Raw genomic sequence first — 15,280 nt, forward strand, 5'->3', positions numbered from 1 at the left:
ATTAGGCCCGGGTAGCTCAGTCGGTAGAGCAGCTCACTCGTAATGAGCAGGTCAGGGGTTCGAATCCCCTCTCGGGCTCCACGCTAGCAGCATATGTCTAGCTATCTGAGAGATGAAGACGGTCGGACTTGTCATGTTCCGACGCAGCGATGTAGCCGAGTGCTAGCGTGTTCGGCGAACGATGGGACTGAGTGTGGCGGATAAGAAGAACTTTTCATCGGATGCGATGCAATATACCGAAAACCTATATTCAGCGGCGTTGAGAATGACTCACAATGCTGCGGATGCTGAAGACCTCGTCCAAGAGACTTTCTTGAAGGCCTATCGTGGGTACGACTCCTTCCAAGCCGGAACCAACTTGAAGGCTTGGCTATATCGTATTCTTACTAACACCTATATCAATATCTATCGCGCTAAAAAGCGGCGTCCGGATGAGAGTAATCTCGAGGATGTCGAGGATCTATATCTCTATCGGCGACTCGGGGGACTTGAGGCGGTTCAGGCTGGTCGCAGCGCTGAGGAGGAGGTGCTCGACAGGATTACCGATACCGATGTCAAGGCAGCGATCGATTCGCTACCTGAGCAGTTTCGTCTCGCTGTGGTGCTCTCGGATATCGAAGGATTCTCCTATAAGGAGATCGCTGAGATCATGGATGTGCCGCTCGGGACGGTGATGAGTCGACTCCATCGGGGAAGAAGAGCGATGCAAAGAGCGTTGCTTGAGTTAGAACTTCAGAAGGCCGCAGTCAGTGGTAATCTTGAAGAGGGTAACTGGTCGTAAGGATCATCGAGGATATGGATGCTTTGAGAACAATCGATAATGAGTTCGAGTCGGACGAGTGCCGTAAGGTAATTACCCAACTCTACGAGTTTCTCGACAGCGAGCTCACTGATGATCGGCGCGAGCGGGTTCGCCAGCACCTCGATCATTGTGGGTCATGCCTAGAGGCCTTCGAGTTCGAGGCTGAGCTTCGAGCAGTGATCGTCTCTCACTCGAAAGAACAGGTTCCAGAGAGCCTGATGCGAAAGCTTGCCATGCTCATCGAAGAGGAAGAGGGACTTACACCCAATCAAGCATCGGAATAGTTCCAATCTTTGATCCGTTACAGGTTACATGCCATACGGAGGGGATGAATTAGTGAACGTTCCGGATTCTTCTGGAACGGGGCGACCTGCCCGAACTTTTGACAAGGGTCGTGTATGCAAGGAACCCGATTGCGGTACCGCGCTCTCGATCTACAACAAAGGGAAGTATTGTTATCTGCATGAGCCGCTCATGGTTCCGCGGACACGAGGACGCAAAAAAATAGCCTAGGCTTCCACTTAGGAGGTTATGAATGGCCCAAATCATCGCTCGTGGGTTTGCGGTAGGGACCGCAAGGCTTCTCATTCATCAGTCAAGCGGTGTTGGTGTTCGTGATTACACAGCGCTCGCCGAGAAGGCTTCTAGGGTCGTCGAGGATCTTACTGGTCTTGAACTTGATCTGCCATCGTTTGCAATTGAGGGTGTAGATAGACGGGGATGGGCGGAACATAACATAGATTCCTATGCGGCCTTGATAGAGCGGTTGACGCCGCCCAATCGGCCGGGTTCCGCAGGCATGGCTGAACTCAACGCTGTCGCCCTCGGGGGGTTGCTCGGCAGCTTCGCTGGCAAGGTTTTGGGCCAGTACGATCCGGCGTTCGCTATCTCGTCGCCCGCCATCTGGATGGTCGATGAGAATATCGATCACTTCGCTCATCGAGCTCAGCTTGACGCCGATGAAGTGGCACTTTGGGTGTTGGTACACGAACTCACTCACCGGGCACAGTTTCACGCCGTTGGCTGGTTTCGCGAGCGCCTCTTGGCCCTTATGACCCAGCTGTTCACCGCCTCAACAATCTCTCCTATCGATCTCCTCGGCGAGGTCTTCGCTAGGCTTCGCGGCCTTAGCTCGAGCCAATCTGTTGATGTTACAACCCTGTTTTTGCCTGAACGATTGCGCTCAGTCGCTCGAGAGGCCACAACGATCATGACGGTGGCTGAGGGGCATGCCGAGTGGGTGATGCGTCAGGTTTCGAGAGAGATCATCCCTCATCGGGACGAGTTCGAGCGTACGATAGACGAGCGGAGACAGACAACTGGCGTCGCGAAAATAGTCGCCCAACTTACTGGTATTGCCTCCAAAAGGAGCCAATACTCGCTAGGGCTCCACTTTTTCGAGGCTATTGCCGCTGAGGATGGCGACGCACCCAGGCGCGTTTTTGCTTCGCCGAATGGATTGCCAACGACGAACGAGCTGACTGATCCCGGTCGCTGGGTCCGCCGCATGAGTTGCAACGGTAACGGCGTTGCAACTCATGCGGCGTCGTTAGCTGGGCGACCCAGTGGTAAGCGAGGCCTGAGGTGATGACCAAACCGGAGCGCAAAGCCCCGTCTGTAAGGGCTGGATAGAGCGACCTCGATTACATCCCAAAGTCAAGTCTGTCAGACTCTCAACCAATACTATGAGCATTCGCGAGCGACTTTATCCACAAGAACAGGAGTTATCCGTTCTCGTGCGTCACTGCTCCGATGCTCGCTATGTCTGGAATCTAGCACTTGAACAACGCAACTCATGGAGACGCCGACGATCACAGAGGATCACCACCCATTCTCAAGATGCTAGAACTCGCCAAAGTTCGTAAGCTAACTTGGCTCAAAGAAGGCTCGTCCACAATTCAACAACAGGCTCTTCGAGACCTAAATCAAGCATTTCAAAACTGGTGGAAACGACCGGATCACTTTGGCAGACCAACATGGCCCAAAGCCGGTATCAATGAAGGCTTTGTAATACGGGATCTGTCCGTTCGACGGCTCAACCGCAAGTGGGGCCAGGTGTTCATCCCTAAGTGTGGGTGGGTTAAGTTCCGCGTCACCCGTGAGTGGCGTGATATAGAAACAGCGTTGTCCGCATGAGTTACCAAAGATCGCGCCGGACGATGGTGTGAGCTTCACCCGTCCAGCTCCACAGATTGAACGCGAGCCTACCGGCGAGATAGTCGGCCTGGACATGGGTGTCACTCATACGGTGGCTACGTCCAAGGACAAGTTTCTCGATATGAAACTACTCACCAACCGAGAGCGCCAACCTAAGAGGCGACTACAACGCAAACTAGCTAGACAGACCAAAGGCTCCAACCGTCGTAATGCTACAAAGCTAGCTATAGCTAGCTATCAGCAAAGGAGACCGATCGACGCAAAGACTGGATCGAGTGGACCACGACCTGATTGCCCTAGAGGATTTGGGGGTCAAGAACATGATCCGTTCGGCCACGGGCACGGTTGAGAACCCAGGCAAGAACGTTGCTCAGAAGTCCGGACTCAACAGGTCTATCCTCGAACAGAGCTGGGGTATGTTCCACAGACGGCTCACTGACAAAGCTATCAATACCATAACCCCAATGCCATAACCCCAGTAGAAATCATCGCCATCAACCCCACATACACGAGCCTACGTTGTTCTAGGTGTGATCTAAGGACGTGGAGGGACATCGCACGCTAACAAGCACCCAGACCCAGTGAAGCGTCAACCAGCCGAAGCTGCATGAGCAGCCTAGGAAGCCCCGTCCGTAGGGGTGGGGAGGATGTAACGAGTAGGCTCGTTAGCGTGCGCCGGGAGGAGCTAGAGAGAGAGCTGAAAACTCGAGGCGCGTCCCTTCGCGAACTTCTGGCTCGCTCTGATCTCGATCTGTGGGGGTCTGGGCCAGTGCGCATCGGAATCTCTGGAGGTGCCGACTCCATGGGTCTAGCGCTGCTGGCATGGGCAAATGGTCAGCAAGTGCTTGGTGTCCACGTAGACCATGGACTCCGCTCGGACTCTAACACCGAGGGCAGAATGATTGCTGATGCGTTGGCGCCATTCGGAATCGGGCTCTTGGAGTGTCGCGTAGACGTAGAGGCCGGCGGCAATCTTGAAGATCGAGCCCGCCAGGCAAGGTTAGCCATTCTTGGAGGAGCCGCTACTGCCCATACTATGGACGACCAAGCAGAGACCGTGATCGCGAACCTACTGCGCGGTGCTGGACTCGTCGGAGTCGGCGCCATGCAGCCGGGGAGGAGGCACCCAATCCTACGTCTGCGTCGAAGTGAGACCCGACTTTTGTGTGAGGCCGCAGGAGTATGGATCTTTGATGATCCCAGCAATGGGGATCCGCGATTCGTGCGCAATCGCGTGCGTGCAGAGTTACTTCCACTGGCGGCCGATATCCTCCAACGTGATGTAGTTCCAATTCTGGCGCGCACGGCGGCTAATTCCCAGGAGTATGCCGAGGCGATTTCAGCGGTTTTGAGTCAGTTACCACAGGGACTCGAAGACCTACCTCCTGTACTCGCGCGACACAGACTGAATTCCTTGATCACGGCTGGACTAGGACTGAGGTTGAATGGCGATCATCTCGAGCAGATCCGTCAAGTTGCTATCGGCCAAAGACCAGCTCACCAGATCGTGCATGCAATAACTGTCCGAAGAGTCCATGATGGGCTTGTATTTGTCGATCGTGACGGAAACCGTCTGTTGCAGCTTTAGCAGGTAACAGGGAGACGTCGTTAGCAGGTCTACTTTGGTTGTTGAACCCATATAGTCGCGCCTACGTGGACGGTTACTTGAGCCTGGTCCGCCAAGTCCGAAGGGATGGCGCCTTGGTGCCTCATCCTTGGATGAGGCACCAAGGTAGACCGCTAGTTCCGGTGAGGAGAGGTCGGAATGAGTGTGTCGGCAACCGCCTGGCAGGATGTTGAAGTGTTGAAGCTTCGTCTCTGAGAGTGTCGAGGATGTGGCTGTTCTAAGATGGATCGCGTGGGTGGACTCGCAGAGAGAGGTTCAAAGTATGGGTTGGCGTGACGAGGACGGGCATCTCGGCGAGGTGGTGGTTAGTGCCGAGCGGATCGCTGAGCGAGTCGCGGAGCTTGGTAAGACCATAACCCAGGACTATCAGGGACTCTCTCCCCTCCTGATTGGGGTGCTCAAGGGAGCCTTTGTATTCATGACCGATCTTGCAAGGGAGATCAACCTTCCGGTCAGTGTCGATTTCATGGCGGTTTCATCGTATGGAGATGCGACGAAGACCTCAGGTGTGGTGAGGATTATCAAGGATCTTGATATCGATCTTGTAGATCGAGATGTCATCTTGGTCGAGGACATAATTGAAAGTGGTCTCACCCTTCGCTATCTACTCCACAACCTGCGTTCGCGTAACCCTCGAACCTTGAAGGTATGCACGTTGTTGCTAAAGGAGGGCGAGCAGCGGGAATTGGTAACGCCGGACTATGTCGGATTCTCCATTCCTCGGGAGTTTGTCGTCGGTTATGGTCTCGATGTTGCCGAGAAATATCGGAATCTCTCATACATTGCAAGATATCGAGAGACGCTCTAGTGACGAGTCGCGATGAAGCTGTAACAGCGGTTGAGACGTTGCTCACCTATCTTGGGGAGCGCAACGATACTCGCTTTGGAGACGAGGTGTATTCGCGTACGCCGGATCGGTGGATCACGTTCCTCGAAGCGGCGACACAGGGCATGAGCGAGCCCGAGCCATCCGCGGTGCGCTTTGAGCTGGAGCGAAGCGGTTTGGTCAGCATCGATGAAGTGGCCTTCTACTCCTTGTGCGAACATCACCTGCTACCATTTTTTGGTGTAGTGAGCGTCGACTACCAGCCCGTGGACTATGTGGTGGGGCTCTCGGCGCTTGTGCATGTCATCGAGCGTCACGCCCGCCGTCTGCAGCTGCAAGAACGGATGACACGCGATATTGCCGCTGACGTTGCCGCCATAACTGGAGCCAAGGACGTGCGTGTGTGTGTGGTGGCGGAGCATATGTGTATGTCGATGCGCGGGGTAGGCAAACCTGGTGCTCAGGTAACCACTCGGGTTGTTCTTTCGGGCTCTGACTCCGGGAATCCGTGATGAGCGACGCGATGGGATCCAATCAGATAATGCGACCGGTGGTCATGGGCATCCTCAATGTGACCCCCGATTCATTCTCTGACGGTGGGCGCTATGTTGACACTCAAGACGCTATCCGTCATGGCCGTGATCTCTTCGCGCAAGGTGCTGGTATCGTCGACGTTGGCGGTGAGTCGACCAGGCCAGGGGCGCAAGAGGTGTCCGAAACTGAAGAGCTACGCCGTATCTTGCCTGTGGTGGAGGCGTTGGCCGAGGATGGTGTGGTCTCGATCGATACCCGTAAAGAGCGTGTTGCAAAGACAGCACTTCGAGCCGGCGCGACCATCGTTAACGATGTCAGCGCATCGCTTGGTGCGACTGCAGCTGAGTTTGGAGCTGGCTGGGTAGCTATGCATGCTCAAGGTGTTCCAGAGACGATGCAGCAGTCACCTCACTACGCCGATGTCGTCGAAGAGGTCTATCGTTTTCTCCAAGGCTGTCGCATCCAGGCAGAAAAATTTGGAGTTCGAGAGCTCTATCTTGATCCGGGCATTGGCTTCGGCAAGACCGTCGATCACAACCTAGCCCTACTCCGCAACCTAACTCGCTTTCTCGATCTTGGCACCCCAATTCTGGTGGGAGTCTCTCGCAAGTCGTTTTTAGCTAGCCTTACGCGACTTCAACAGATGGCTGCACCGATCGAGCGCGAGGAACAAAGCCTTGCGGCGAATATCTGGGCGTTGACCCATGGCGCCTCGGTAGTGCGTGTGCACGAGGTCTCCCCTGTGATTGAGTATCTTCGACTCGTTGAGGCTATGAAGATGACGGAGGGATCTTAGTGAGTGACGTAATCGAGATAGCGCGCATCGAACTCATGACTCACGTCGGGCTGACTGAGGCCGAGCGATCGACCCCTCAGCCGATTGTGATAGGCATCCGCTTGATCCTTGACATTGAGCGCGGTCAACGAGATTATCTCGGGGCGACTTTTGACTATGCGGTGATCGATCGGGTGATCCCGACAGCACTGATGCCCGCTCCTAGGTTGCTCGAGACGTTGGCTGAACGGATCATCGACGGTATCGTTCGCGATGCTGACTGTACCCGGGTTGATACAATCGAGGTCTCGGTGACAAAGTGCAAGCCTCCGCTCGAGTTGATCTGCGATGGCGTGACCGTGACGCTGGCGACCCAACTCCGTGATGATAGTGCGGCGGCGCAGAGTTGAAGGTATACCTCGGGCTGGGGGCAAATCTTGTCGAACCTCAACGCCAGATGGAGGGCGCGCTTGAGCTTTTGGGAGGAGAACAATTAGTCTCGTCTCTCTATAGGACCGTTCCAGTCGGAGGGCCGCCGAATCAGCCAGACTATCTCAACGCAGTTATGGCATTTCAGTGGCACCGATCGCCATTCGCGTTACTTGCGTTGATTCATCGTATCGAGGCTGCTTATGGGCGTGAACGACAGGTGCGTTTTGGCCCACGTACACTGGATATCGATATTCTGGCGATTTCTGGTCTTTCGATTAAGAGTACCGAGCTGACTCTTCCTCACCCCCGAGTGGCTGAGCGCGCTTTTGTCCTCGTTCCACTCGCTGAGGTTGATGTTGATTTGGCGATGAAGTTTGGCTATGTCGGCGGTTATCCCGACGAGGTGGTCAAGGTTGCCGATTTTGATACCGTCGGTAGTCGCTGGGTATGAACGAGCCGGTTGCTTAACGATATGGGAGCGCAGCCGACCAACGCTGGCTGATGCTGAACTCCGCAGGAAGGAGCGATTATGGGAGAGCTGTTGCTCGCTGTTGATATTGGGAACACGGACACCGTATTTGGATTTTATGAGTTGAGCCGCCCTGAGCTAGGACGTCGTGCCGAAGATGGACTTCTAGAGCACCTCAGGTTGGCCACCAGGGTCGATCGAACGTCGGATGAGATCTATCTGCTCCTGCGCCAGTTTGTCGATGTTTGTGGCCTATCGTTGTCCGAACAGATGGTCGGCGTCATCATCTCCTCCTCTGCACCCAGTGCGACTCAAGCAATGATCGATCTGTCACGCCGCTGGTTAGGGGTCGAACCCTTGGTTCTTGGTCGTGGACTTGACCTTGGTTTGAGAGTGCTCTACGACAACCCGAACGAGGTCGGACCTGATCGGCTGGCCGACGCCGTGGGTGCACACGACCTCTACCAAGGCGCGACAATCATCGTCGACCTTGGTACCGCTACCACCTTTGACGTGATCACCGCCGACGGAGACTATCTCGGCGGCGCGATCTGCCCTGGAGTGATCGTCTCATTGGATGCGCTGGTGTCACGGGCGGCGGCGTTGAGAAAGGTTGAACTAGTAGCGCCGCGATCGGTGATAGGCAAGACAACGGTAGAGTCGATCCAGGCTGGTGTACTCTATGGTGTCAGAGGTCAGGTGGCCCAGATCGTGGCTGATACCGAGGAGATCATCGGGGCGGCTACCGTGATCGGGACCGGCGGGCTGGCAGAGCTTTTGGCCCCCTTCATACCCGCCATCACCGAGGTCGAGCCATGGTTAACGCTTCATGGTCTTAGACTCACGTGGGAGCGGAACCGTCATCTGGCGACTCGGATTAGCGAAGGAGGGTAGCTCGATGGAGCATGAGACCGAGGCGTTTGCTGACGAGGCTATACCTTATGAGGTTGTCGGGGTAGAGGCTGTCGGTTCGTTGGTCGAGTCTTTTGGAGACCTGCCGGCGGATACGAGAAGCGGGCGAGAGGTGACCGTCGCCGGGCGGCTAATGCGCTTTCGTCGACAGGGGAGGTTGGCCTTTGGCGATCTGGTTGACTCAAGTGGGAAAATCCAACTGCTGTTGAGGCGTGAGACAGCAGCCGACTTCGATCGTTTTGTACATCAGCGCGTTCTTGGTGATTGGATCAGCGTGAACGGTGAGGTGATGACCTCGAGAAGCGGCGAGTTGTCGATAGAGGTTGTCTCGTGGCAACTCCTAGCGCATGCGCGACGCAACTTTGGTGATAAGTGGCGGGGAATCAGCGATCCCGATACTCGATACAGGCAGCGTTACGTCGATCTTTGGGCGAATCCTGAGGTGCGCGAGAGGTTAAAGCTAAGGTCTCGAATCGTGGCGCAACTGCGCAGCGACCTTGGTGATCGTGGCTTCATGGAGGTCGAGACCCCCATTTTGCAGCCGATCGCATCGGGCGCGATTGCGAAGCCTTTCGTGACCCACCACAATGCGCTCGATACTGACTTTTTCCTGCGGATAGCACCGGAACTCTACCTAAAGCGTCTCGTGGTTGGCGGTTTTGAGCGCGTGTTTGAGTTGGGACGTGATTTCCGTAATGAAGGACTGTCCCCTCGCCATAATCCGGAGTTCAGCATGTTGGAGGTATATCAGGCCTACACCGACGTCTACGGGATGATTGAGCTCACCGAGACGCTGATTTCACATGCTGCGCTCGCAGCTCGGGCCTCTCTCCAGGTATCCTGCCAAGGTCAGATCATCGACCTTGCGCCACCATATAGGCGGGCGACCATGGAGGAGCTGGTGTCTGAGACGCTTGGGCAACCGGTGCTACTTGAGCACGGTCGTCAACGTCTCGCTGATCTCGCAGCCGAGCATGGTGTCAAGGTCGAGACCGGTGATGGCCCTGGCCGTGTCCTGTTTTCGCTCTATGAGGCCCTAGTCGAGTCTGCTCTTGTGCAGCCAACTTTCGTGCTCGACTTCCCAAAGGAGGTCTCCCCGTTGGCTCGCGATCACCGTGATCCATCCAAGCCTGGTCGTGTTGAGCAGTTCGACCTGGTGATACTCGGACGGGAGATCGGCACCGCGTATTCGGAGTTAAACGACCCCGACGAACAACGAAGGCGCTTTTATCAGCAGGCGCAGGCACGATTGCAGGGTGACGAGGAGGCGATGGTGCTCGATGAGGACTTTCTCCGTGCACTTGAGCATGGTATGCCGCCCACAGGTGGACTCGGTATCGGTGTCGACCGTCTGGTGATTCTCTTGACAGATGCACCTCACATCAAGGAGGTCATTGCGTTTCCTGCGCTTCGGCCAGAGTCGCTGTAGCTTACTACCCGGCCAGAGATGGAACTAATGGCCTCTCAGGTGGCGAGCCGCAAAAATCCAGTTCCTTGACCGACCGCCACGTGGGCGGAGTCTATGAGCTGCGCGAGGAGATTGATCACCCAGCTGAAATCGTAGTGATCGAGTTGGGCAACTAGCTTGGTAACCCGGTCTCGGTACTGTTCCATTGCAGCAAGTGACTCTCCCAGAGCTCCAGAGCTACGGAGGAGCTCTGCGATCTGGCGAAGGTTCCTCGATGTACTGGCGTGCGGGAGCAGTTGGGATAGCGTCTTCCCAGCGGTTGGGTCCGCGAGGAGGAGTATGACTGGCAATGTGTAGATGCCCTCGACGAGATCCTGGCCAGGCTCTTTTTTCAGAACCTCCTTCGGTGCAAAGATGTCCATGATGTCATCTCGAATTTGAAAAACCATCCCGATCGATTCGCCTATCTCCGTGAACATGGTCACCTCGTCGTCGCCGAGGCCCGCAATCAGCGCTGGAATGCGAGCAGATGCAGCCATGAGGGATGCGGTCTTACCGGAGATGGCGGCGAGGTATTCTGCTCGGTTGCGATCGAGTCGATGAGCGGCGGCCACCTCAAGGATTTGGCCCTCGCACATGCGAGCAAGGGTATCAGCTAATAGCGTCGCGATCTCTTGGCTCAGTCGCGCTGAGATACCAGCAGCCTTGGCGAGTAGAAAGTCTCCTGTCACGATGGCGATCAAGTTGCCGAACTTCAGGTTGACGCTCGGGACGCCTCGGCGTTCGCTCGCCTCGTCCATGACATCATCGTGGTATAACGATGCGAGATGGACTAGCTCTACAGCTACTGCGCCTTGCACCATTGCGGAGTCGGAGAACGATGCTATCTTCTCGGGAGACCATCCAAGGGCATGAGCAACGGCGAAGGAGATCATCGGACGAACCCGTTTCCCGCCCGCTGCTATTAGATGGGTTGCCGCTTCGCTGATCATCGGGTCGCCTGTCGTGGCGACCTCGCGTAGCTGTTCCTCGAGAAGGACTAAGGATCGGCTCATCCAGGACTCTGTTAGACTGATTTCGTATTCCACCGACCTCTACCCTAGAGGCTCTGGGGATGTAAGCACAATGCCGGTCGCCAATAGATGACCGATGGGCTGGTAAATGGCATAATTCAGGATTGGATAAATTCGTGGTTGTGTTTGCCCTTCAGGGAGACGATAGCAGTCAGGAATGAGACAAGCAGCTGTGACAAATAGGGCGCGAGTGCACGAGACAGGAGATGAGCGGCGGTGCTGTCAACTTGTGGGGCGTAAATCGTCAGGGGATTGTGGTGAGGTAGGTTGGTTGGATAGTGTTGGCGATGAGCTGTCAGTCAAAGGAGACTGCTGAAACCTTCATGATCTTGGCGGGCATGGAAAGCTCGTCATTGGTGTTGACTAGACTGATGGGAATATAGATCGAGGTTGTGTTGCCGGGTGACTCCGGCAGGGAATCTCGATGAGGAGGCAGTTAACTTGTTCGAACGTTTTACGGATCGTGCTCGCCGAGTATTGGTACTCGCTCAAGAGGAGGCCAAGCTTCTCCACCATAACTACATCGGGACTGAGCACATATTGCTTGGTCTGGTGCACGAAGGTGATGGAATCGCCGCCAAGGCGCTGGAGTCGCTTGGCGTCACGCTAGAAGGATTGCGTGAAGAGGTTGTGAAGCTTGCGGAGCCTTCGTCTGGCCCGACCCCTAACTCACCGGCCTTTACGGTTAGCGCGAAAAAGGTGCTCGAGTACTCGTTGCGCGAAGCGCTACAGCTAGGGCATAACTACATCGGAACCGAGCACATGCTTCTCGGTCTGGTGCGAGAGGGCGAAGGGACTGGATCGAAGGTTCTCATGAACCTCGGAATCGATCTGACCAGAGTCCGTTCGCAGGTCATGCAGATTCTTACCACCTACGAAGGGAAGCAGCCTGCTGGCGCCGGAGTTGGCCCATCTACTGGTCAAGAGCAATCCGGAGGCTCGGCGGTACTAGACCAGTTCGGGCGGAACCTTACGCAGATGGCCCGCGAGCACAAGCTCGATCCGGTGGTCGGACGCGATCGTGAGATCGAACGAATGATGCAGGTACTATCGCGGCGCCAGAAGAACAACCCAGTGTTGATTGGTGAGCCTGGAGTTGGCAAATCCGCCATTGTTGAGGGGCTTGCCGAGAAGATCGTCCAAGGTGACGTTCCTGACACACTAAGAGGTAAGCAGATCTACACTCTTGATCTTGGGGCACTCGTCGCCGGTAGTCGCTACCGCGGAGACTTTGAGGAACGCTTGAAGAAGGTGCTTAAAGAGGTGCGAACCAAGGAGAATATCGTCCTCTTTATCGACGAGATTCATACGTTGGTTGGTGCTGGGGCTGCCGAAGGTGCGATCGATGCCGCCTCCATTTTGAAGCCAATGTTGGCTCGTGGGGAGTTGCAGACGATCGGAGCCACGACGATTGATGAATATCGTAAGCATTTCGAGAAGGATGCAGCTCTAGAGCGCCGGTTCCAGCCGATCACGGTTGGTGAGCCTTCGATCGAGGATACTTTCGAGATCCTAAAGGGTCTGCGTGAGCGCTATGAGACCCACCACAACGTGACTATCACGGATGAGGCCCTGGTGGCGGCGGCAAACATGGCGGACCGATATATCTCTGATCGTTTCCTCCCTGACAAGGCCATTGACCTTATCGATGAGGCTGGTAGTCGGTTGCGAATCAAGCGCGTCACCTCACCGCCGGAGCTGCGCAAGATCGACGATGATCTCGTGCGCACGCGTAAGGATAAAGATTCGGCGCTCGCGCGGCAGAACTTTGACGAAGCCAAGCGACTCTCTACCAGAGAAGGTGAGCTCGCGCAGCGCAAGAGCGAGTTGGAGGCCTCCTGGAAAGAGGAGGGCAAGGAGCGCTACGGTGTCGTAGATGAAGAGGTCATAGCCGAGGTTCTGGCGATGTGGACGGGCATTCCGGTCAATCGACTCACCGAGGAGGAGACGGCGAAACTGCTGCGGATGGAGGATGAGCTCCATCGCCGTATCGTCGGTCAACAGGAGGCCATATCTGCGCTCTCGAGATCGATTCGCCGCACACATGCTGGCCTTAAGGATCCACGACGCCCCTCTGGGTCGTTTATCTTCCTAGGCCCGACCGGAGTCGGAAAGACCGAGTTAGCCAAGACGCTGGCGGAGTTTTTATTCGGTGATCCAGATGCCCTCATTCAGCTCGACATGAGTGAGTATATGGAGAAGCACACGGTTGCGCGTCTTGTTGGCTCCCCTCCTGGGTATGTCGGATACGACGAGGGTGGTCAGCTAACAGAGGCGGTGCGCAGGAAGCCATTTTCTGTCGTCCTCTTTGATGAGATTGAGAAGGCACATCCGGATATTTTCAATACATTGCTCCAGATTCTTGAGGATGGCAGACTTACGGATGCGCAAGGTAGGGCGGTGGACTTCAAGAACACGATCTTGATCATGACCTCCAACCTTGGGAGTGCTGATCTTCATAAGAGTCAGGTTGGTTTCTCTAGAAGTACGGATGCTGTTAACCATGAGAAGATGCGAATCAAGTTGAATGAGGCGCTCAAGACACACTTTAAGCCCGAGTTTTTGAATCGCATCGATGAGGTCATCGTATTCCATGAGCTCACGCAGCCAGAGGTGGAGAAGATCGTCGATCTGTTGTTTAAGCGAATTCAGAAGCAACTGGAGACGAAGGGTATCGGCATTGAGCTGACTGAGTCGGTGAGAGCTCATCTCGCTAAGGTTGGTTACGATCGGGAACTTGGGGCACGCCCTTTGCGTCGCACTCTACAGCGATTGATCGAGGATCCACTCTCTGAGCGGCTGCTCAACAAGGAGTTTCACGCTGGCGAGATGGTGGTTGTCGATCTCGATGGAGAGGACGTGGTGTTCCGCGTTATCGAGGGTGTCGATCCAACTCCAATGGAGCTAGCGGAGTCCTCAAGCGCCGACTGAGTAGGCGTTTGAGGCTGCGGTGTGTAAGTGTCAGAGCCTCGTCCTAGACCGGAGTAGATGAAGCAGAAGTTTCAATGCTCCGGTTGTGGCGAGCAGCATCTCACCTGGATGGGACAGTGTTCAAGCTGTGGCCAGTGGGGTCTGATAGCAGAAGAGGTTAAGACGTCATCACGCGGTTCTGCATACCAGCAGCCAGTTCCGCTCTTTAAGGTTGAACGCAGGCGCGAGCGACGACTCACATCCGGCATCGGAGGTTTTGACGATCTCCTTGGTGACGGCTTCGTTCTCGGTTCTGTTGTGCTCGTCTCTGGTGAGCCCGGTGTGGGTAAGTCCTCACTGATACTCGGCATGTCCGCCGGAATCATGGAGTCGACTCCGAGTCTATATATCTCGGCAGAGGAGACGAGCTTGCAGCTTGCAGAGCGTGCGGAAAGGCTCGCAGGATCCTTCGACCGCCTGCTTGTGCTCGCTACTCGTGATAGTGATGAGGCGCTTGCAGCTATCGAGGCGACAGAGGCGAGGTTTGTAATAGTCGATTCGCTTCAGGCCCTGGCCATAGGCGTGACACCGATGAAGGAGTTCGTCGATGCGGTGGTCAGGCTCGCCAAGCTGCGCGAGATAGTTGTCGTAGTGATTGGACAGGTGACAAAGGATGGCGATCTTTTGGGGCCGCGATATGTGGAACATATGGTTGACGCTTCACTGATGCTCGAGACCACTGGTGCACCGGGTATTAGGCGAGTTATGGTCCGGAAAAATCGGTTTGGCCCTAGTGATGGAGTACGTCGCTTTGCGCTCGAGACCCATGGCGTCCGGATGATCGAGGAGAGTAATCGCCTCGATGACACGCCCGAGGTTGGACGTGCCTGGGCTGGCGTACGAGTCGGTCGTCTCGCGCAGATTGTGGAGGTGAATGCGCTCGTGGGGCCGAAGTCGAAGGGTCGACTTCTTTCACGAGGAATTGAGACCGACCGGGTTCGTTATCTGCTATCGGTGATTGACAAACACTGTGACCTTGACCTCTCTGATCGGGAGGTCTTAGTGGCGGTACCGAGTGGAGGCGTGGTCGTTGATCCGCGAGTTGATCTGGCACTGGCCATTGCTTTAGTGAGTTCACGACGCTCAGTTCCGTTGACGCGTCCGTTGGTCGCCTGTGCGGAGATCGGGCTCCTTGGGGAGTTGATCCCGGACGAGGCGATACGCGCACTCACACAGACATTGCCAGTGGCTGCCAAGGAGATCATCACGCCGAGGACCCGGCCCTACCTCCGTGAGGTGCTTGAGGAGCTCGGACTCTATAAGCCGGATCGCCTACAGGTGGTAGGCTTGTAGCC

At 55.6% G+C, this 15,280-nt stretch carries 17 protein-coding genes and 1 tRNA gene; 17 read left to right on the forward strand and 1 reads right to left on the reverse strand.

Annotation, left to right across the window (positions count from 1 at the left end; all coding sequences use genetic code 11):
* Positions 1–5: 5 nt before the first annotated feature.
* From FEAC_RS06160 to lysS, 15 genes are all read left to right on the forward strand, one after another.
* A tRNA-Thr gene (locus FEAC_RS06160) sits at positions 6–81 on the forward strand.
* 145 nt (positions 82–226) lie between these two features.
* Positions 227–781, forward strand: a complete 555-nt coding sequence (locus FEAC_RS06165; RefSeq protein ID WP_081901136.1) for a sigma-70 family RNA polymerase sigma factor — start codon at positions 227–229, stop codon at positions 779–781.
* Between the two features lie 23 nt (positions 782–804).
* Positions 805–1,086 carry a mycothiol system anti-sigma-R factor gene (gene rsrA, locus FEAC_RS06170; RefSeq protein ID WP_160290343.1) on the forward strand — a complete coding sequence of 94 codons (282 nt, stop codon included), beginning with the start codon at positions 805–807 and terminating at the stop codon, positions 1,084–1,086.
* A 251-nt stretch (positions 1,087–1,337) separates the two neighbouring features.
* Positions 1,338–2,390, forward strand: coding sequence for a zinc-dependent metalloprotease (locus FEAC_RS06175; RefSeq protein WP_035390027.1), 1,053 nt, complete (start codon positions 1,338–1,340; stop codon positions 2,388–2,390).
* A gap of 97 nt (positions 2,391–2,487) precedes the next feature.
* Positions 2,488–2,667 carry a helix-turn-helix domain-containing protein gene (locus FEAC_RS16585; protein WP_082055623.1) on the forward strand — a complete coding sequence of 60 codons (180 nt, stop codon included), beginning with the start codon at positions 2,488–2,490 and terminating at the stop codon, positions 2,665–2,667.
* Positions 2,582–2,938, forward strand: a complete 357-nt coding sequence (locus FEAC_RS15755; RefSeq protein WP_162484325.1) for a hypothetical protein — start codon at positions 2,582–2,584, stop codon at positions 2,936–2,938. Before FEAC_RS16585 ends, FEAC_RS15755 begins: the two co-directional genes overlap by 86 nt.
* Positions 2,939–2,966: 28 nt before the next feature.
* Positions 2,967–3,308, forward strand: coding sequence for a hypothetical protein (locus FEAC_RS15130; protein ID WP_152623108.1), 342 nt, complete (start codon positions 2,967–2,969; stop codon positions 3,306–3,308).
* Positions 3,309–3,629: 321 nt separating this feature from the next.
* Positions 3,630–4,547 (forward strand): tRNA lysidine(34) synthetase TilS, encoded by a 918-nt coding sequence (gene tilS, locus FEAC_RS06190; protein WP_052565818.1) that lies wholly within the window; start codon positions 3,630–3,632, stop codon positions 4,545–4,547.
* Positions 4,548–4,848: 301 nt separating this feature from the next.
* Entirely contained in the window at positions 4,849–5,394 is a 546-nt protein-coding gene (hpt, locus tag FEAC_RS06195) for a hypoxanthine phosphoribosyltransferase (RefSeq protein WP_035391015.1), read from the forward strand.
* The gene (folE, locus tag FEAC_RS06200) at positions 5,394–5,924 is read left to right on the forward strand and encodes a GTP cyclohydrolase I (RefSeq protein WP_035391025.1); all 531 of its coding nucleotides are present in this window, start codon (positions 5,394–5,396) and stop codon (positions 5,922–5,924) included. Before hpt ends, folE begins: the two co-directional genes overlap by 1 nt.
* An 11-nt stretch (positions 5,925–5,935) precedes the next feature.
* Entirely contained in the window at positions 5,936–6,742 is an 807-nt protein-coding gene (gene folP / locus FEAC_RS06205; protein ID WP_035391014.1) for a dihydropteroate synthase, read from the forward strand.
* The gene (locus FEAC_RS06210) at positions 6,742–7,131 is read left to right on the forward strand and encodes a dihydroneopterin aldolase (RefSeq protein WP_035391013.1); all 390 of its coding nucleotides are present in this window, start codon (positions 6,742–6,744) and stop codon (positions 7,129–7,131) included. Before folP ends, FEAC_RS06210 begins: the two co-directional genes overlap by 1 nt.
* On the forward strand, positions 7,128–7,604 hold the full coding sequence (folK, locus tag FEAC_RS06215) for a 2-amino-4-hydroxy-6-hydroxymethyldihydropteridine diphosphokinase (RefSeq protein WP_052565820.1): 477 nt from the start codon (positions 7,128–7,130) through the stop codon (positions 7,602–7,604). Before FEAC_RS06210 ends, folK begins: the two co-directional genes overlap by 4 nt.
* Before the next feature lie 78 nt (positions 7,605–7,682).
* Positions 7,683–8,516 carry a type III pantothenate kinase gene (locus tag FEAC_RS06220; protein ID WP_052565822.1) on the forward strand — a complete coding sequence of 278 codons (834 nt, stop codon included), beginning with the start codon at positions 7,683–7,685 and terminating at the stop codon, positions 8,514–8,516.
* Between the two features lie 4 nt (positions 8,517–8,520).
* Positions 8,521–9,963, forward strand: coding sequence for a lysine--tRNA ligase (gene lysS / locus FEAC_RS06225; protein WP_052565824.1), 1,443 nt, complete (start codon positions 8,521–8,523; stop codon positions 9,961–9,963).
* Positions 9,964–9,998: 35 nt separating this feature from the next.
* Here the strand turns inward: lysS and FEAC_RS06230 are convergent, their stop codons facing one another.
* Positions 9,999–10,997: a polyprenyl synthetase family protein gene (locus tag FEAC_RS06230; RefSeq protein ID WP_052565826.1), complete on the reverse strand. Its 999-nt coding sequence runs from the start codon at positions 10,995–10,997 to the stop codon at positions 9,999–10,001.
* 459 nt (positions 10,998–11,456) lie between these two features.
* On the opposite strand from FEAC_RS06230, the gene FEAC_RS06235 reads away from it, so the two are divergent.
* On the forward strand, positions 11,457–13,946 hold the full coding sequence (locus FEAC_RS06235) for an AAA family ATPase (RefSeq protein ID WP_035391020.1): 2,490 nt from the start codon (positions 11,457–11,459) through the stop codon (positions 13,944–13,946).
* A 108-nt stretch (positions 13,947–14,054) separates the two neighbouring features.
* Entirely contained in the window at positions 14,055–15,278 is a 1,224-nt protein-coding gene (locus FEAC_RS06240; RefSeq protein ID WP_236684613.1) for an ATPase domain-containing protein, read from the forward strand.
* Positions 15,279–15,280 lie beyond the last annotated feature (2 nt).

Source organism: Ferrimicrobium acidiphilum DSM 19497 (assembly GCF_000949255.1).
Lineage (GTDB): Bacteria > Actinomycetota > Acidimicrobiia > Acidimicrobiales > Acidimicrobiaceae > Ferrimicrobium > Ferrimicrobium acidiphilum.